General features: G+C 66.6%; 18 protein-coding genes, 3 tRNA genes and 1 other annotated feature. Of the genes, 9 read left to right on the forward strand and 12 right to left on the reverse strand.

The genetic code is table 11. The features are described from left to right. Positions 1 to 122: 122 nt before the first annotated feature. The 3 genes from ACREEF_RS11990 to ACREEF_RS12000 all read right to left on the reverse strand — a co-directional run bounded on the left by ACREEF_RS11990 (position 123) and on the right by ACREEF_RS12000 (position 2,342). Positions 123 to 1,076, reverse strand: a complete 954-nt coding sequence (locus tag ACREEF_RS11990) for a sodium:solute symporter family transporter (protein ID WP_431565807.1) — start codon at positions 1,074 to 1,076, stop codon at positions 123 to 125. Next, on the reverse strand, positions 1,076 to 1,354 hold the full coding sequence (locus ACREEF_RS11995) for a hypothetical protein (RefSeq protein WP_431565808.1): 279 nt from the start codon (positions 1,352 to 1,354) through the stop codon (positions 1,076 to 1,078). The genes ACREEF_RS11990 and ACREEF_RS11995 overlap by 1 nt, the downstream gene beginning before the upstream one ends. 496 nt (positions 1,355 to 1,850) lie before the next feature. Beyond that, positions 1,851 to 2,342 carry a MarR family winged helix-turn-helix transcriptional regulator gene (locus ACREEF_RS12000; protein WP_431565809.1) on the reverse strand — a complete coding sequence of 164 codons (492 nt, stop codon included), beginning with the start codon at positions 2,340 to 2,342 and terminating at the stop codon, positions 1,851 to 1,853. Positions 2,343 to 2,407: 65 nt separating this feature from the next. Here ACREEF_RS12000 and ACREEF_RS12005 point away from each other — a divergent pair, with 65 nt between their 5' ends. From ACREEF_RS12005 to nhaA, 5 genes are all read left to right on the forward strand, one after another. Continuing rightward, complete coding sequence (locus tag ACREEF_RS12005; RefSeq protein ID WP_431565810.1) at positions 2,408 to 4,183, forward strand: N-acetylglutaminylglutamine amidotransferase; 1,776 nt, start codon at positions 2,408 to 2,410, stop codon at positions 4,181 to 4,183. Continuing rightward, on the forward strand, positions 4,173 to 5,933 hold the full coding sequence (gene ngg, locus ACREEF_RS12010) for an N-acetylglutaminylglutamine synthetase (protein ID WP_431565811.1): 1,761 nt from the start codon (positions 4,173 to 4,175) through the stop codon (positions 5,931 to 5,933). The genes ACREEF_RS12005 and ngg overlap by 11 nt, the downstream gene beginning before the upstream one ends. Before the next feature lie 22 nt (positions 5,934 to 5,955). Then, the gene (locus ACREEF_RS12015) at positions 5,956 to 7,068 is read left to right on the forward strand and encodes an osmoprotectant NAGGN system M42 family peptidase (protein WP_431565812.1); all 1,113 of its coding nucleotides are present in this window, start codon (positions 5,956 to 5,958) and stop codon (positions 7,066 to 7,068) included. Positions 7,069 to 7,144: 76 nt separating this feature from the next. Continuing rightward, positions 7,145 to 7,208: a sequence feature (sul1 is cis-regulatory element that is thought to sense ions involved in sulfur or methionine metabolism; They are found in Alphaproteobacteria), on the forward strand. A gap of 64 nt (positions 7,209 to 7,272) precedes the next feature. Next, on the forward strand, positions 7,273 to 8,757 hold the full coding sequence (locus ACREEF_RS12020; protein WP_431565813.1) for a SulP family inorganic anion transporter: 1,485 nt from the start codon (positions 7,273 to 7,275) through the stop codon (positions 8,755 to 8,757). A gap of 216 nt (positions 8,758 to 8,973) precedes the next feature. Then, positions 8,974 to 10,155, forward strand: a complete 1,182-nt coding sequence (gene nhaA / locus ACREEF_RS12025) for a Na+/H+ antiporter NhaA (protein ID WP_431565814.1) — start codon at positions 8,974 to 8,976, stop codon at positions 10,153 to 10,155. 44 nt (positions 10,156 to 10,199) lie between these two features. Here nhaA and ACREEF_RS12030 read toward each other — a convergent pair whose 3' ends face one another. Next, a complete protein-coding gene (locus tag ACREEF_RS12030) occupies positions 10,200 to 11,060 on the reverse strand; it encodes a hypothetical protein (RefSeq protein WP_431565815.1) in 861 nt (286 codons plus the stop codon). A 137-nt stretch (positions 11,061 to 11,197) separates the two neighbouring features. On the opposite strand from ACREEF_RS12030, the gene ACREEF_RS12035 reads away from it, so the two are divergent. Further along, the gene (locus tag ACREEF_RS12035; protein WP_431565816.1) at positions 11,198 to 12,415 is read left to right on the forward strand and encodes an SLC13 family permease; all 1,218 of its coding nucleotides are present in this window, start codon (positions 11,198 to 11,200) and stop codon (positions 12,413 to 12,415) included. 11 nt (positions 12,416 to 12,426) lie between these two features. Here the strand turns inward: ACREEF_RS12035 and ACREEF_RS12040 are convergent, their stop codons facing one another. After that, the gene (locus tag ACREEF_RS12040; RefSeq protein WP_431565817.1) at positions 12,427 to 12,633 is read right to left on the reverse strand and encodes a hypothetical protein; all 207 of its coding nucleotides are present in this window, start codon (positions 12,631 to 12,633) and stop codon (positions 12,427 to 12,429) included. Positions 12,634 to 12,797: 164 nt separating this feature from the next. On the opposite strand from ACREEF_RS12040, the gene ACREEF_RS12045 reads away from it, so the two are divergent. Together ACREEF_RS12045 and ACREEF_RS12050 are read left to right on the forward strand one after the other, a co-directional pair. Then, positions 12,798 to 13,085 carry a YciI family protein gene (locus ACREEF_RS12045; RefSeq protein WP_431565818.1) on the forward strand — a complete coding sequence of 96 codons (288 nt, stop codon included), beginning with the start codon at positions 12,798 to 12,800 and terminating at the stop codon, positions 13,083 to 13,085. A gap of 186 nt (positions 13,086 to 13,271) precedes the next feature. Beyond that, a complete protein-coding gene (locus tag ACREEF_RS12050) occupies positions 13,272 to 13,664 on the forward strand; it encodes a hypothetical protein (protein ID WP_431565819.1) in 393 nt (130 codons plus the stop codon). Positions 13,665 to 13,885: 221 nt separating this feature from the next. Here the strand turns inward: ACREEF_RS12050 and ACREEF_RS12055 are convergent, their stop codons facing one another. Then, positions 13,886 to 14,158 carry a DUF7662 domain-containing protein gene (locus ACREEF_RS12055; RefSeq protein WP_431565820.1) on the reverse strand — a complete coding sequence of 91 codons (273 nt, stop codon included), beginning with the start codon at positions 14,156 to 14,158 and terminating at the stop codon, positions 13,886 to 13,888. 237 nt (positions 14,159 to 14,395) lie between these two features. After that, a complete protein-coding gene (locus tag ACREEF_RS12060) occupies positions 14,396 to 14,491 on the reverse strand; it encodes a MerR family DNA-binding transcriptional regulator (protein ID WP_431565821.1) in 96 nt (31 codons plus the stop codon). 60 nt (positions 14,492 to 14,551) lie between these two features. Between ACREEF_RS12060 and ACREEF_RS12065 the strand changes: the two genes are divergently transcribed. Next, positions 14,552 to 15,124, forward strand: a complete 573-nt coding sequence (locus ACREEF_RS12065) for a hypothetical protein (protein ID WP_431565822.1) — start codon at positions 14,552 to 14,554, stop codon at positions 15,122 to 15,124. A gap of 387 nt (positions 15,125 to 15,511) precedes the next feature. Here the strand turns inward: ACREEF_RS12065 and ACREEF_RS12070 are convergent. The 5 genes from ACREEF_RS12070 to ACREEF_RS12090 all read right to left on the reverse strand — a co-directional run bounded on the left by ACREEF_RS12070 (position 15,512) and on the right by ACREEF_RS12090 (position 17,170). After that, positions 15,512 to 15,588 (reverse strand) — tRNA-Pro (locus tag ACREEF_RS12070). A gap of 67 nt (positions 15,589 to 15,655) precedes the next feature. Continuing rightward, positions 15,656 to 16,132: a DUF192 domain-containing protein gene (locus ACREEF_RS12075; protein ID WP_431565823.1), complete on the reverse strand. Its 477-nt coding sequence runs from the start codon at positions 16,130 to 16,132 to the stop codon at positions 15,656 to 15,658. A 24-nt stretch (positions 16,133 to 16,156) separates the two neighbouring features. After that, the gene (locus ACREEF_RS12080) at positions 16,157 to 16,702 is read right to left on the reverse strand and encodes a cold-shock protein (RefSeq protein ID WP_431565824.1); all 546 of its coding nucleotides are present in this window, start codon (positions 16,700 to 16,702) and stop codon (positions 16,157 to 16,159) included. Between the two features lie 158 nt (positions 16,703 to 16,860). Then, a tRNA-Glu gene (locus ACREEF_RS12085) sits at positions 16,861 to 16,935 on the reverse strand. 160 nt (positions 16,936 to 17,095) lie between these two features. Continuing rightward, positions 17,096 to 17,170: transfer RNA gene (locus ACREEF_RS12090), tRNA-Glu, on the reverse strand. Positions 17,171 to 17,260 lie beyond the last annotated feature (90 nt).

A 17,260-nucleotide genomic window follows, 5' to 3' on the forward strand; every position in this document is an offset into this window, starting at 1 on the left:
CGGCCTCGTTCTCCCGCAGGATCCCGATGATCTGCTCTTCCGAGAATCTCGCTCGTTTCATTCCGTCCGTCCTTTCAAGGGCCGGACTCTAGCTCCGCGTGGAGGAAATTCTCAGGGGCACGTCAGAAGACCAGAGCCCCCCAGATCGCCCCCACCAGGACGAGAAGATCCAGGATGTTCATCCGCCCCCCCGCAAAGTAGAGGGCCGCGGCTGTGGCCAGGACCATGGTCCCCCGCCCTATCAGCAGCATGATCCGGGGATTGGCTTTCACACCCGCACCGCGCCGGCCGTAGACGTCCGCCATCATGATCGACGACAGGGCCGACAGGTCTGAATCCGCCGTGGACGCCAGGGCTCCCACGATCATGATGAAGAAGACGCTGAGCAGAACCGGGCCGAGATAGGTCCCCGCCAGCTGGGGAATGAGGTTGTTCACGTCGCCGTCCAGCGGCGTGATCCCGACATAGAGGGCCACCACCCCCAGCATCCCCACGCCGATGATGGTGGTGCCATAGCCGATGGTGGCGGTGATGAAGGTCGGCTTGATCAGGTCCTCGCGCACCGCAAAGAGCCGCTGCGCTATGGTCTGGTTGCCGATCGCATAGGCCAGGACGGCGGCGATATAGGGCGCGCCCTGGTTGAAGAAGGCGTCCGACGAAAAGAAGGAGCCCTGCTGCGGAGTCACGTTGGCGGCGCCCTCCACGAAGACGGCCGGCCCTCCGACGGCGAAGAAGACCGCCGGAATGATGATGATCACGGCCCCCAACATGGCGCAGACCTGGATGAAATCGGTCAGGACCGAGGCGCGAAACCCTGACCACAGGGTATAGAGCAGGACACCGCCGGCGATCACGGCGATCCCCTGGCTGAAGTTGAAGGGCGAGAGCATGGCGATCAGCGCTCCGCCGGCGATGAAGTTCGACGTCAGGCTGATCACGCTGCCGAGGATGTTGGAGCTCGCCAGCATCAGCTGGCTGGAGCGTCCGTGCCGGGCGTACATGACCTCGGCCAGGGTGTGGGCCTTGGGCGCCACGGCGCGTATCCGCTTGCCGTAGGGGTAGATGAACAGGATCATCAGCGCGCGCCCCACAGCCCATAATGGATGGGGCCGGACAGGCCGTAGGTGTAGCCCGAGGTGGCCGAGGCGTACATCGAGGCCGCCCAGATCCAGGTCGCGGTCATGGAGGCGGCCGATATGCCCAGGCCTATGGTGTTTCCCGCCGTCATATAGCCGTCGGCGTTTTCCTTGCGCCGGCCGATGGTCAGAGAGACGAGGAAGGTGCCGCCGAAGAAGATCGCCAGGAGGGCGACCGTCAGCGGCCCGCCCAATTGGTGTAGTTGAATGTCGCCCACGCCTGTCTGCGCTCCTGTCTCTTGCACTGACGCGCCAGGCGCGCCGCCGAGGCGCACGCCGCAAGGGATCGCGCCGCGCCAGGCGCCGGCGGACGATCGTTTCACAGGTGCGCAAACGCCCGACCCCAGCCAGGCGCAAATGATGTCGACGCCGTTCAGCAGCGCCTAGAACGGCTGCACAAGGGCGCGCCGCATCAGGATCATAGGTCTTAAACAGCTACGCTGAGATAAACTTATTGTGCGATGCAGTAGATCGCGGCAGCAAAAGCGAAGGACTCGAACCCCGCGCAAATCCGCCCTCAGTCGACGACCAAAAGCTTTGCGCCCCGCCGGAAGAGACTTTCCTAGAGCTTTCACAATCATCAAAACGGTCGCGATTCAGACGGCCGGCCAATTCACATAAGTGCATCGAGATCTGGCGCGATACAGGTCGCAGTTCTCAATCTGAACTGTGAGACCGAGTGTCCTCTCAAGGCCCGCTCGGACGGAGGCCGGCTCAGCCCGCTTCCCTTGGAGTGGCCCCGACCATGAAGCCCGCCAGGACATCCAGAGCCTCCGCCAGATCCCTGCGCCGTTCGACCGGTAGTTGGCCGAAGGCGGCGATGAAGCCGTCGCCCAGCAGGTCGGGCGAGTCCTCCAGCGCCGCCTGGCCCGCCTCCGTCGTGCGGACATGCACCACGCGACGATCCCGCGTCGAGCGATAGCGGACCACCAGCCCCTTCGCCTCCAGCTTGTCCAGAACGCCCACGACCGTCGGCGCCGACATGGCCGCATCTCGCGATATGGCCTGGGTCGTCACCTCCCCCAGGGATCGCACGGATTGCAGCACGATCAGTTGCGGCAAGGTCAGCCCAGACAGCCGAGCGATTTCGCGCGAGCGGACGTCGATCGCCTGGGCGATGCGCCGCATGGACCGCACCAGGGAGGCGGTCGGATCGGCGGGGCGTTCCGGCCGGGGAACGGGTTGCGGGCTGAGGATCGGATCCATCAGGGTTGAATTCCTTAGTGTGCTAACTATTTGTGCACGCTGCATTCACAGTACAAGGACAGCCTATGTGCGGCCTGAGCGGCGAGATCAATCACGACGGGCGTCCCGTAGACGCCGACGCCCTGCAACGCATGACCGAGGCCTTGGCGCCGCGAGGGCCTGACGGCGCCGGGATCGTTCTGCGGGGTTCCGTCGGACTGGGTCATCGCCGCCTCAAGATCATCGATCTGTCTGAAAAGGCCCAGCAGCCCATGGTCGATCCCGAGCTCGGGATCACCCTGGTCTTCAACGGCTGCCTCTACAACTATCCGGAACTCCGACGCGAGTTGCAGGGGCTCGGCTACCGCTTCTTTTCCGAGGGCGACACCGAGGTCATCATCAAGGCCTGGAAGGCCTGGGGCGAGACCTGCGTCGAGCGCTTCAAGGGCATGTTCGCCTTCGTCCTGCACGAGCGCGACAGCGGCCGCACGGTCATGGCCCGCGACCGGTTCGGCATCAAGCCGCTCTACCTCGCCGAAAAGGGCAGGCGCCTGCGCTTCGCCTCGACCCTGCCCGCCCTGCTGGCGGCGGGCGATATCGACACCACGATCGATCCGGTCGGCCTGCACCACTACATGACCTTCCACGCCGTCGTGCCGCCGCCCCACACCCTGCTCAGGGGCGTCAAGAAATTCCCCCCCGCCACGATCCGCGTCATCGAGGCCGACGGCGCGGCCCGCGACCGGATCTACTGGCGCGCAGACATGACCCGTCGCCCAGAAGACGCCGGCCTGACCGCCGAGGACTGGCGCGACCAGCTCCTGGCCTCGCTGCGCGAGGCGGTGAAGCGCCGCATGGTGGCCGACGTGCCGGTCGGCGTTCTGTTGTCGGGGGGCGTGGATTCCAGCCTGATCGTCGGCCTCCTGGCCGAACTGGGTCAGAAGGACCTGATGACCTTCTCCGTCGGCTTCGAGGCCGCCAACGGCGAGAAGGGCGACGAGTTCGCCTATTCAGACCTGATCGCCAGACACTACGGAACCAACCACCACCAGATCTTCGTACCGCACGCGCGACTGATGGAGGCCCTGCCCGGAACGATCGGCGCCATGTCGGAGCCCATGGTCAGCTATGACAATGTCGGCTTCTACCTGCTGAGCCAGGAGGTCTCGAAACACATCAAGGTGGTCCAGTCCGGCCAGGGCGCCGACGAGATCTTCGCCGGCTACCACTGGTACCCGCCGATGCTGTCGACGACCGACCCGGTCGAGACCTACGCCCAGGCCTTCTTCGACCGCAGCCACGCAGTCCTGAAGACCCAGTTGAACGGCGCCTATATGGCCGACACCGATGTCAGCCGCGCCCTGGTAGAGGCCCACTTCGCCCAGGGCGGCGCCGACACCCCCGTCGACAAGGCCCTGCGCCTCGACAGCCAGATCATGCTGGCGGACGACCCGGTCAAGCGGGTCGACAACATGACCATGGCCTGGGGCCTGGAGGCGCGCGTGCCCTTCCTCGACCACGAACTGGTGGAACTGGCGGGCCGCATCCCGCCCGAACACAAGCTCGCCCAGGGCGGCAAGGGCGTCCTCAAGGAGGCCGCGCGTCTGGTGATCCCGTCGGAGGTCATCGACCGCAAGAAGGGCTACTTCCCCGTGCCCGCCCTGAAATACATCCAGGGCCCCTATCTGGAGATGGTGCGCGAAACCCTGACCAATCAGGCGGCGCGGGACCGCGGCCTGTTCGACAAGGCCTATCTCGACGCCTTGCTCGCCGATCCAACCCACCGCCTCACGCCCTTGCAGGGGTCCGAGCTCTGGCAGGTCGCAGTCCTTGAAATGTGGATGCAGACCCATGGCCTCTGACCCTCGGCCCGCCCGTTCCCTGGCCCATCGCCTGAAGCGGCTGCGCCACGAGAGCCTCAAACCCCGGGTTGAGAACGGGGCCGCTGCGCCGATCCAGACCAATGCGGTTCTGGACTGCGGCTGGGGCCGCCTGCTCTTCGCCCAGACCTTCGAGACGGCCGCGCCCCTGATCGAGGCCCTGCGCGCCGAGGCCCCGGACCGACGCGACATCGCCTTCTATGTCCGCAACCCCCATGTCCTGCTGGCCCAGGCGCCGCAGGAGGTCTTCCTCGACCCCTCGCACTCCTATCGCCTCGACCTGGCCGTCTACCGGCCCAGCCGTCGCCAGCCGCGCGGCTTCACCATCCGCCGCCTGGGTTCTGAACAGGACGCCGAGGCGATCAACCGGATCTACGCCGCGCGTCGCATGGTCCAGACGCCGCCCGGCTTCCTCTGGTCGCGTCGGGACGACCGGAGCCTGACCTATTTCGTCGCCGAGGACGCCGCGACCGGCGAGGTCGTCGGCACGGTCACCGGCGTGAACCACGCCCGCGCCGTAAACGATCCGGAAGGGGGATCTTCGCTGTGGTGCCTGGCGGTCGCGCCCCAGGCCAGCCAGCCCGGCATAGGCGAAGCCCTGGTCCGGCGTCTGGCCGAACACTTCCGAACACAGGGGCTGGCCTACATGGACCTGTCGGTCATCCACGACAATCTGCAGGCCATCGCCCTCTATGAGAAGCTGGGGTTCCGCCGCGTCTCCTTCTTCGGCGTCAAGCGCAAGAACCCGATCAATGAAGCCCTCTTCACCGGGCCGGCGGACGACGAAGACCTGAACCCCTATGCCCGCCTCATCGTCAACGAAGCCCGCCGGCGCGGCATAGCCACCGAGGTCATCGACGCCGAAGGCGGCCTGTTCCGCCTGAGTTGGGGCGGCCGCAGCGTGCGCTGCCGTGAAAGCCTGTCCGAACTGACATCGTCAGTGGCCCTGAGCATCTGCGACGACAAGCGAATGACCCGCCGCATCGTCGCCGCCGCCGGGGTGAACACGCCCGCCTCCATCAGGGCCGACAGCCCCTCCGCCATCGACGCCGCCCTGGCGACCTATGGCCGGTTGGTGGTCAAACCCGCACGCGGCGAACAGGGCCAGGGCGTGGCCGTGGGACTGAAGACCATGGGCGAGGTCCAGAGCGCCCTGATCGGCGCGCGCCGCATCTGCCACGACGTCCTGATCGAAGAACAGGTCCAGGGCGAAGACCTGCGCCTGGTGATCATCGACTTCCAGCTGGCCGCCGCCGCCGTGCGCCGACCGCCCCGTGTGATCGGCGACGGCCGGACCACCATCCGACGCCTGATCGAACACCAGAGCCGTCGCCGCGGCGCCGCGACGGGCGGCGAGTCCCGCATTCCTATCGACACCGAGACCGAGCGCACCCTGGCCGAGGCCGGCTTCGCCCTCGACGACGTCGCCCCTGAGGGCGTCGAGATCATGGTGCGCAAGGCCGCCAACCTTCATCTGGGCGGCACCATTCACGATGTGACCGACATCGTGCACCCAGTCCTTGTGGACGCGGCGATTGCGGCGGCTCGCGCCATCGACATCCCGGTCACCGGGATCGACCTGATGGTCAAGGCGCCCGACCAGCCCGACTACGCCTTCATCGAAGCCAATGAGCGCCCGGGCCTGGCCAATCATGAACCCCAGCCCACGGCTGAACGTTTCATCGACCTGCTCTTCCCCGCCTCCGCGTCCGGTTCATCGCGCACCGTCTAGACGCGCACCAGAAGGAGGCAACTTGCCCGATCCCGCTATCGACCACGCCTACCTCAAGGCCCGCCTTGCCGACCTGCTGAACACGCCCAGCCCCACGGGCTACACCGATGAAGCCGTCCGCCTGCTGTGCCGAGAGTTGGAACGGCTCGGCCTTGACTATGAAATGACCCGTCGTGGCGCGATCCGCGCCCGTCTGCCAGGCCGGGACGCCACGCCAGCGCGCGCCGTCGTCGCCCACGTCGACACCCTGGGGGCCCAGGTCAAGCAGGTGAAGGCCAACGGGCGGCTGGAGCTCGTCCCCATCGGTCACTGGTCATCCCGCTTCGCGGAAGGGGCCCGCTGCACCATCTTCTCCGAAGGCGGCGCCTGGCGCGGGACCATCCTGCCGCTCAAGGCCTCGGGCCACACCTTCAACACCGAGATCGACACCCAGCCCGTCAACTGGCCCAATGTGGAGCTGCGCATCGACGCCGTGACGCACGACCGCGACGGCACGCTGAAGCTCGGCGTCGACATTGGCGACATTGTCGCCATCGACCCGCAGCCGGAGTTCCTCGACACAGGCTACATCGTCTCGCGCCATCTGGACGACAAGGCAGGCGTGGCTGTCCTTCTGGCGGCGCTGGAATGCCTGATCCGCGAAGAGCGCACGCCGACCGTCGACACCTGGTGGCTGTTCACGATCGCCGAAGAAGTCGGCCTGGGCGCCTCTTCGGTCCTGGTTCCGGACGTGGCCGCCATGGTCACGGTCGACAACGGCACGACGGCGCCGGGCCAGAATTCCTCGGAGTTCGGGGTCACCATCGCCATGGCCGACCAGACCGGCCCCTTCGACTGGCATCTGTCGCGCAAGCTGGTCCAGTTGGCGCGAGATCACGAGATCCCTCATCAGAAGGACGTCTTCCGCTACTATCGGTCCGACTCGGCTTCGGCGCTGGAATCCGGGGCCGACATCCGCACCGCCCTCCTCGCCTTCGGCATCGACGCCAGCCACGGCTATGAGCGGATCCACGAAAGCGCCCTGAGCGACCTGGCCCGCCTGCTGATCGCCTATGTCGAAAGCGATGTGGAGATCGGCCGCGATGCACGCCCTATGAGCAGCGTCGCGGGCTTCACGCACCAGCCCCTGTCCTGAGCGAAACGACCGCCCCCGGCCATCTGGCGCCGCAGACTTGCCTTTTCCTGCGGCGCCCCGCATCAGACGTCCTCACCTCGGACCCGGACCTGCCTGCAGGCGACGGGTGGCTATCCCGTCCGCCGATCCGTCGGGAAACTTCGAGGCTGCCCATGACATCGGTCGAGCGCCGGGTCTTGCAGCCGATCTGAAGACGCAAATCCAATGACCCTTATCGCTTCCGCGCGTCAGCAATGGCTCGCCAGTCCGCGCCGCGACCTGCTAGCCGGGACCGTCGTGGCCCTGGCCCTCATCCCTGAAGCCATAGCCTTTTCCATCATCGCCGGGGTCGACCCGGCGGTCGGCCTCTACGCCAGCGTCATCATCGCCGTGACCATCTCCCTGGTCGGGGGACGCCCGGCCATGATTTCAGCCGCGACCGGGGCGATGGCCCTGCTGATGGTCGGGCTGGTCCGCGATCACGGGCTGGAAAACCTGTTCGCCGCCTCGATCCTTTGCGGCCTGTTCCAGATCGCCATCGGCCTGTTGAAGCTGGGCCGATACATCAAGTTCGTCAGCCGCAGCGTCATGACCGGCTTCGTCAACTCGCTCGCCATCCTGATCTTCATGGCCCAGATGCCCGAGTTGATCGGCGCCGACTGGCCCACCTTCGCGCTTGTCGCCGCTGGCCTCGCCATCATCTACGGCCTGCCGCGTCTCACCCGCGCCGTGCCGTCGGCCCTGATCGCCATTGTCCTGCTCAGCGGCTTCGTCATCTGGACGGGGCTGGATGTTCGCACCGTGGGCGACATGGGGCAGATGCCCTCGACCCTGCCGATGTTCCACCTGCCCATGGTTCCCCTCACGTGGGAGACCTTCGCCGTCATCGCCCCCGTTTCGGCCACCCTGGCCTTTGTGGGACTGCTTGAGAGCTTGCTGACCGCCAACCTGATCGACGACGTCACCGACAGCCCCTCCGACAAGGACCGCGAGACGCGTGGCCAGGGCATCGCCAATATCGCGTCGGGCTTCTTCGGCGGCATGGCCGGCTGCGCCATGATCGGCCAGTCGATGATCAACGTCACCTCGGGCGCACGCGGTCGGCTCTCCACCCTGTGGGCCGGCCTCTTCCTGCTGTTCCTGATCCTGGTGCTGCAGGACTGGGTCGCGCGCATCCCCATGGCGGCCCTGGTGGCGGTCATGATCATGGTCTCGATCGGAACCTTCGACTGGGGCTCGATCCGAAACCTGCGCTCGACCCCGCTGCAGTCCTCCGTCGTCATGATCGCCACGACCGGCGCGGTGGTGGCCACCCACGACCTGTCCAAGGGCGTCGTCCTGGGCGTGGTCCTGTCGGCGATCTTCTTCATGCGCAAGGTCGGCAAGACCCTGGTGGTGACCGAGATCCCTGCGCCTGAACCCGGCGTGCTGCGCTACAGGGTTTCGGGCCAGCTCTTCTTCGCTTCCGCCGAACTTTTCGCCGCCGGATTCGAGCATCACGGACGCCCTGAACGCGTCGAGATCGACATGAGCGACGCCCATCTGTGGGACCTGACCGGGGTCGCCGCCCTGGACAAGGTGGTGCTCCGCTACCGCCGGCAGGGCGCCGCCGTCGACGTCATCGGCCTGAACGCCGCGGGACGCACCCTGATCGAGCGTGTGGGGCGTTTCGACAAGGACCATCTGCCGTCGGAGGCTGCGGCGCACTGACCCCCGGCCAGTGCGCCGACCGGCCTCCGTTGCCCGCCTCCTGCGACGCCCCTCTGCATCAAGGAAGGGTTTCGCGCGTTTGCGTCCATATCGATAGTGAGTGAGGATTATGGCGCTCCGCTCCCGCTGGCCGTCACGAACCGCGGCGCCGGCAAAGCGGAACAGGAGGGCGCCCCTGGCCCAGAGGCATTGGGTCCGGAGAATGGGAGCCACGGTTTGACCCGTCGCCAGCGGCCTCGATCTGCCCTTCGGAGCCTGCTTCGGAGCGAAGCCGCAGGCGGCGTCGTCCTGATCGCCGCCGCCGGCCTGGCGCTCGCCATCGCCAACTCGCCGATCGCCGACGCCTATTTCGCGGCGCTGCACGCCCCGCTCGGCGGCCTCGACGCCCTGCACTGGATCAATGACGGGCTGATGGCCCTCTTCTTCCTTCTGGTCGGCCTCGAGATCAAACGCGAGATGCTGGACGGAGAACTGGCGACCTGGTCGCGCCGCGCCCTGCCCGGCATCGCCGCCGCGGCCGGCATGGCGGTTCCGGCCCTGGTCTACCTCGCCTTTCAAGGCGCGGATTCGACCACCCTCCACGGCTGGGCGATTCCCGCGGCGACCGACATCGCCTTTGCCCTGGGCGTCCTGGCCCTACTCGGCTCGCGGGTTCCCGCCTCGCTGAAGATCTTCCTGACCGCCCTGGCCATCATCGACGACCTGGGCGCAGTGGTGATCATCGCCGTCTTCTACACGACCGATCTGACGCCCTGGGCGCTGGCGGTGTCCTGCGGGGCTGTCGCCCTCCTGATCCTTCTCAACCGGACAAAGACGACGTCTCTCGGCCCCTATCTGATCATCGGCGCCGCCCTGTGGTGGTTCATGCTGCAATCCGGCGTCCACGCCACGCTGTCGGGGGTGGCCCTGGCCATGACCATCCCGCTGCGCCGGACGCCCGGCGCGGTCGAGGACGTCGCGTCGCCGCTCCACAGGCTGGAGCACGGGCTCCAGCCCTGGGTCGCCTTCGTCGTCGTTCCGATCTTCGGCTTCGCCAACGCCGGCGTCTCCTTTGCAGGGATGTCCTTCGCCGCCCTGATGGCGCCGGTCCCGCTCGGCGTGGCGGCTGGTCTCTTCCTGGGAAAGCAGATCGGCGTCTTCGGCGCGTCCTGGCTCGCCATCCGGCTAAACATCGCCGACCTGCCGGCCAGGGCGAGTTGGCGGCAATTCTACGGGGTGTCCGTGCTTTGCGGCATCGGCTTCACCATGAGCCTCTTCATCGGGCTGTCGGCCTTTTCGACCCCCGGGCGGCAAGACGCCGTCAAGCTCGGGGTCCTGGTCGGATCCGGCCTGTCGGCCCTGGTCGGCGCGGCCGTCCTGATGCGTCGCTCCCGCGCGCCCAGACAGGGAGATCGCTGAAGGAGCGCCTGTCGCCCGGACGCCGCTCGCCGCGCCTCCCGCGCCTAGCCCGGCCGCCACTCGCTCAGCAGACCGCCCGCCACATCCTCATAGGCGACCCGGTCCAGAACGACGGCGAGGACGCAGGTCGGTCGCTGATCAGGCCCGTCCGCATGGCACCGGACGGCGCGGCCTCCGGGGAAGGCGCCCACACGCCCCTCAAGTCGCAGGCGATAGCCGTCGACCGGGGGAGCCGGAGCCTGACCGGCCTCGAACCGGCGCGTGAAGGCGTAGGCTCGACCGCTGCGGCGGCCGATGCGCGACCCGCCCCTTTCAAACACGGCCGCCAGGCCGACCGTCTGGGGGGAAACTCTGTTTTCGGACGTCGCCAGGGGATCCGACGCGACCTGGGGGCAGGCGTCCGTGGTCATCCAGGGCCGCGACAGCCAGAAACCCTCGACCGCCTCCCACGCGGCTTCAGCGCCGATAGACGCGATCAGAGGCGACGCCGTCCAGTCCGCCGGCGTCATCGACAACCGCGCGGCAAGATGATCCTTGCTCCAGGACCAGCGCGCCAGACCGTCCGCCGAACCGAGCGCGTCAAGGGCGACCGGACCGCCGCAACCGAAAGGAAGGCGCACGGAAAAGCGACGTCCGACCAGGCCCTCCCCCGCTTGTGGCTGACCGGACGCATAGGCCGAAGCTGCGGCCTCCGCGGCGACGAGGATGTCGCTGCGGGACAGGGCGGCGCGCTGCGCCGGCGGAACCACGACCACAGTCTTTTCAGGCGTCGGGGCCGGCGCCGCGACTGACGGGGCCTCCGGCGTCTCAATGGCGTCCGGACGATCGCATTGGACCAGCAGCAGGGCCGCCGCGATCACGCCGGAGCACCGCGCGGCGAAGGCCGGCCCCTGGAAATCACCCATCTCGCGCTTCATGGTGATGGGAATAGCACGACAATCGCCTAAAAGGGGACAGATCAGCCTACTTCAATCAGATCGCGGCGCTGGTCGTCCTCGTCCTCGTCGTCGGCGTCCTCATCCACGGCCGTATCCGCTCGGACGTGGCCGCCCTGACGGCGGCCGCGGCCCTGCTGGTCCTGGGCGTCATCCGACCCGTCGAGGTGCAGGCCGCCTTCGCCAGCCCGGCCGTCATCGCCCTCGCCTGCCTGTTCGTGATCGCCTACGCCATCGAACTCTCCGGCCTGCTGGGCCTGCTGATCCGTCAGGCCACGCGCCTGTGCGCGCGCCTCGGAGCGGCCGGCCTGTGGCTGGTCATGATCCTGTGCGGCGGCGCCTCCGCCTTCCTCAACAACACCCCCATCGTCGTGCTCGCCGCCCCCGTGGTGAAGGACGTGGCCGTCTCGCTCAACCTCTCGCCCAAGCGCTTCCTGATCCCGCTCAGCTACATCTCCATCATGGGCGGGGCCTGCACCCTGATCGGCACCTCGACCAACCTCCTGGTCAACGACATGGCCCGCAACGCGGGCCAGCCGGTCTTCGGCCTGTTCGAGATCACGCCGGTGGCCCTGATCATCGCCGCCGCCGGCGGGCTCTACCTCTTCCTGATCGGAGGGCGCCTCCTGGCGAGGGCCGAGGATCCGGCGCCCGGCGGCCCGTCGCCTCACGCCCAGACCGGCGACGGCACGATGGGCGATCTTGTACTGTTCGCCGTCGACCGACCTTTCGACCTGAAGCGCGCCCTGATCTCGATGACCGTCTTCGTCGGGGTCATTCTCGCCGCGGCCCTGGGCGTCGCCCCCATCGCCGCCGCCGCCTTCGCCGGCGCCGTCGTGCTGATCCTGCTCAAGGTCATCAGTCCCGAGGAGGCCTATGCGGGCCTGCGCCCGGAGGTTCTCCTGCTGATCGCGGGCATGGTGGTGGTCGGCCTGTCGATAGAAGTGACAGGACTGGCCGCATCGGGATCGGCCCTGCTCATCGATTTCATCCGACCCTTCGGCCCCCTCGTCGCCCTGGCGGTCCTCTACGGCGCGACCCTGTTCGCCACCGAGTTCCTGTCGAACGCCGCCGTCGCCGTCCTGGTCACCCCGGTGGCGGTGGCCCTGGCCGAAAGCCTCGGCGTCGAGCCCCGCCCCTTCCTGATCGCGGTGATGATGGCCGCAAGCGCCGCCTTCGCCACCCCCTTCGGCTACCAGACCAATGTCCTGGTCTTCCAGGTCGGCCAGTACAAGTACATGGACTTCGTCCGGGTCGGCGTGCCGCTCAACCTCGTGACCTGGCTCGCCGGCGTGATCGCCATCCCGATCTTCTTTCCTTTCTAGCAGCCGGCCCCTCAGGCCAGGCCGAAGCCGAAGATCAAGACCATCAGACCCAGCAGCGTGGCCGCGCCCGCGACAGCGACCGCAAGGATCAGGACAATCTCGCGCGTTCGAAATCGTGGCTCAGACATCATGGGGTTTCCGCAGTCCATCAACAGGCCGTCAGTCTGGCATGATCGACCCCGCCGACCCAGCGCCAAGGACCGCAGCCGTTCGAGCACGGGCCTTTCCCCTGGTCCCCGCCCTACAGCCCCGTCATGGCCAGCCCTTAAGCCTTGAGCCTTGAGCCTTGGACGTAGCGCCAATCCCGCGTCCGTGTCCGGCTCATTGTTGACGACAGGACCACCGCCCCTCAAGCTTCCTTTCTCACAGGGAGTTTCACGGTATGTTTGTCATCCTGCTCCGGTTTTCAGCCAACAAGGCCGCCGCCGGCGAGTTCATGGAGGCGCACAACGCCTGGCTGAAGGCCGGCTTTGACAACGGCGTCTTCCTGCTCGCAGGAAGCCTTCAAGCCGGAGCCGGCGGCGGCGTCATTGCGCACAGCGCCACACGCAGCGACCTGGAGACCCGGGTCGCCGCCGACCCCTTCGTCTTGAATGACGTGGTGGCGTACGAGATTCTGGAAATCGCGCCCGGCCGCACCGATGAACGACTGGCCTTTCTCAAAGCCTGATCGACGACGGGGCCGCGCCAAAGACCATGATGGCGCGGGCGGAGCGCGGGACCATACGTTCCTCGCGTCCCTGCCTTTGCACGAAGCCCTTGCGCCGTCTTTCCGGCAGGGCCAAGCGCAGCCCCGGCCGCTGGCGGACACGCCGCGCTCCACATGATAGGATCATGCCGACCGCAGGAGGTCACGATGCTCTTGGTCGCCGCTCACACATTCTCCATCGGGATCGGCTTCTGGTTGGTCGGCCTGGGCCTGTTCATGATCACAGCCCCGGGTCGCGAACTCGCCGCGCTGGCGCGCATGGGCGGCGACAACATCATCCATTTCGGCGAAATGGGGCTAAGGGCTCTTGCGGGAACCGCCCTGGTGGTCGCCGCCCCCCTGTCGAAATTTCCGCAGATCATCTCCCCGGTCGGCTGGTTCCTGATCCTCTCCGCCATCATCATAGCGGCCCTCCCCCGACGATGGCATGCGGCCTACTCGCTCTGGTGGGCTCGACGCATACCGCTGGCGGCTGTCCGTTTGATCGCGCCCCTGTCAGCCCTGGCAGGCTTCGCCCTGATCTGGACCATGCTCGGATAGAGTAACGCCCCTGCCCGCCCTCGACCACGCCCCCCGACCTCTTTACCCCATCAAGGCGAAGCCGGCCGATGAGCTCCCGATCGCGCCGCGCAGGCTATGCCCAGAGAAAGTCGGACCGCCACAAAACGTCGCCGCCCATCTGGCGGCCTATTCGAAACACATCCCACCGCTGCTAACCCGACCCGCCGCCGCCCCTCTCAAACGCTCAGACGCTCAGACGCTCAGACGGACGCGTCGCGGTCCCCGAAGCGGCTCGCACGAACGAAGAGAACGCGCTCAGCGCGCAGTTCCGGCCTGGGCGTGAACCCTGCCTGGGCAAAGGCGCGCTGCTGCGGCGGAGCCGTATCCGCGTCCTCGACACGCCACCACAATGGATCGTTCGACGCCTTGAGAAGAAGCCCGCCCACAATCCGCTCAATATCGCGAAAGCTCAGCTCGACCTCTGCGGATTTCTGACGACGCAGGTAGCGAACAAGAGGTTCGTATTTCGCCATGGCCTGTCCCATCCCTCCTAGTGCGGGACAACCCGCTTTCGAAAAAGCGAGCCCCTCTGGCGGCGGTCGCGACCCGAGTGAATACCCGGATTTGAATCTTCGGCGCCGCATAAATTTTCAGCGACCCAGCGTCTCCGCCGCAGAGGGGGGCAAGGGACGGGAATCGCCGGGCCGCCTCCCCAACCTGAGCCGAGGATCGAATGCAACTCTCAGTTCCCGAGATGGTTCCCGATACGGCTATCGCCTGGACGTCAGGCCGATGCGCTCATAGTAGCGGATGGTCTCGACCTTGGTGTCGGTCCGCCGCCCCAGTTCGCCGATGCTCAGCGTCACGCCCGCCTCCGGTGTGGTCAGTGTCCGCTGCCGAAGCGGACGCGTACCCCGCCGTTGAGGGTGAAGCCATCGGTCGGACCCCAGGCCTCGGTCGTCCAGCGGCCGTCGTTGGCGCGTTGCGGCAGCAGCAGGGACTTCACGGCCAGCTATCGCACCGACCTGCCCGAGTTCTTCGGCCGCAACTGGGGTTCGTTCAGCCACTCGATTCGCGGCAATTGGCTGATCGAGCAGCACGACTTCGTCAACATCGCCGATCCGTCGGACTCCAGCGACTTTGAAGACACCGTCGGCATGCCGCGCGTGCGCTTCCTGTCGACCGTCACCTGGGCGCCGATCGACACCCTGGCCTTCACCTGGGACTGGGACTGGCAGGCCAGCCAGGAAATCCTCGACGTGGACAACCTGGTCGCCAACCCCGACCTGTATGAAACCGCCAAGTACCTCGAAACGGGCGATTTCTCGCAGCACGACTTCTCGGTCCGCTGGGCCGCTCGCGACAACCTGACGGTCCGCGCCGGCGTGGTGAACGCCTTCGACGCCGAGCCGGCGCGCTGGTTGGGCAACACCACGGCCGACAACTTCGACCTGTTCGGTCGTCGGTTCTTCCTGAGCCTCAACTACCGCCCGTTCTAGGCTATAGGCCTGAACGGAGGAGGGGCGGCGGACTTGGGTTCGCCGCCCTGCGCCCGAACTTGAGCGCACCGCCCTCACGTAAGGGCGGTGCTGCCTCAGTGGGCCGGCTCCGATGTTGGCTATGCCAATAGCCGCTTTGAGTCAAAATCGGACGAACTAAGCCGCCTGAATGTCCGCGACCTGCGTCCCTTCCCACTAGCCGTCAACATCGCGAATCGGCGCGTCGGGCTGGAACGCCGTGAAACCAATCGAACAGGGCCAATGCCTGCTGAGGACGACCGCGTCCGTCTGCGGTTCGGAACAAAAATAGCGAGAGCTTTTTGTGCCCCAGGTGTGCCCCAGCGGCGAGGCATACGGCCAGAAAACGGCCTAACCCTTTGAATTCCATGGTCGGGGCGAGAGGATTCGAACCTCCGACCCTCTGGTCCCAAACCAGATGCGCTACCAGGCTGCGCTACACCCCGAACCGATGGAGCGCCCTCATGGCACGGCGGGCGCCGCGCCGCAACGCGCGAGAGCGCTTAATCCACATCAGGGGCGAAAGAAGGGATGGCGGACCTGATCGCCCGGCTTGGCGCCGATCTCTTCGGCCCGGCCGGCGCGCAGCTCCAGCACCCCGTTGGCCGCGCCGTTCGACGGCAGCGGGACTTCCGAATAAGGCGTCGCGTGGCTGGCGATCGAGACGATGCGGCCCTGCGGGTCGATGTAGATGATGTCCAGCGAGCTGGGCGTGTTCTTCATCCAGAAGCTCTGCTCGCGAGCCGCCGGAAACTGGAACAGCATTCCCCGATCGTCTTCCAGCGGCGGACGATACATCAGGCCGCGCGCCCGCTCGGCGTCGTCGTCGGCGATCTCGACCAGGAACTTGTGCTCGCCCGAGGCGGTGATCACGCTCAGCGGCTCCAGCGCCCGGCCGGCGGAGTCCACCGGCCCGCTCTGCGCACAGGCCGAGGCCAGGCTCGCGGCCGAAAGCACGCCCGCCAACAGAATACGACGACTGAAACCCATGACTTCGCCCCTTGAGGGCGAAACCTATTCGCCCGGCCTGATCTCGGCCACCACCAGTCCCTTGGGACCGTCGGCGAACCGCACCTGTACGGCGTCGCCGGGAACCAGATCGTCCAGTCCACAGCGCCGCAGCGTTTCGACATGGACGAAGATATCGCCGGCCGCGCCGTCGCGCACCACGAATCCATAGCCCTTGGTGCGATTGAACCATTTGACGACCGCCGTCTCCAGCGGGCCGTCGGTCGGCATATCGAAAACCGCGCGCGGCGAAGGCGAACGCGCCGTCTCGCGGCGGATCAGCGTCGGCGCCCCCTGCCCCAGGTCGATGACGCGAACAACCTGCCATCCCTTGGCCCGACGCGCGCATTCACAGGTGATGGCGGCGCCCTCGGCTGCGGCCTCATGCCCCCCGTCGCGCAGGCTGCTGACGTGCAACAGCACGTCCTTCAGTTCGGTCAGGTCCGGCTCGTTGGGCACGATGAAGCCGTAGCCCTTGCCCGGATCGAACCATTTCACTGTGCCGGCGATGAGAACAATCTCCGGCGCTTCAATCTCGTCGTAGTCCGACAACTCACAACCCCCGCCTGCAACGCGCGCAGTCGCTATGATTAACACGGTTCTGTGAACGACGGAAAAGCAAAAACGACGATTTTAAGCCCGCAAGCAAGCAAACGCGCATAAGGTCGAAAGGCGGGCGCGCTGAATACCGATGTCGGGGAGGCTCCGCGTGGCAGTCCCTAGGGGAATCGAACCCCTCTTTTCAGGTTGAAAACCTGACGTCCTAACCGATAGACGAAGGGACCGCTGCGCGGAGGAGCGGCCTGATAGCCGCCCCTATCGGACGGCGCAAGCCCGTTTTTCAACTTTCCGACAAACACGACAGATCAGAGCCACGCGCGCGAAAACACGAGGCCGATCAAGGCGAAACCGATGGCGATGTCAGGGGAAAGGAAAAGCTCCGCGTGGCAGTCCCTAGGGGAGTCGAACCCCTCTTTTCAGGTTGAAAACCTGACGTCCTAACCGATAGACGAAGGGACCGCTGCGCGGAGGACCGGGGTAATAGCCGTCGATTCCGCCGCTTGCAAGCGCTTGCTGCGCAGTTTGTGCGACTTTTTCAAAGACCTGCGC

Source organism: Brevundimonas sp., assembly GCF_050729455.1.
In the GTDB taxonomy this organism is placed as follows: Bacteria; Pseudomonadota; Alphaproteobacteria; order Caulobacterales; family Caulobacteraceae; genus Brevundimonas.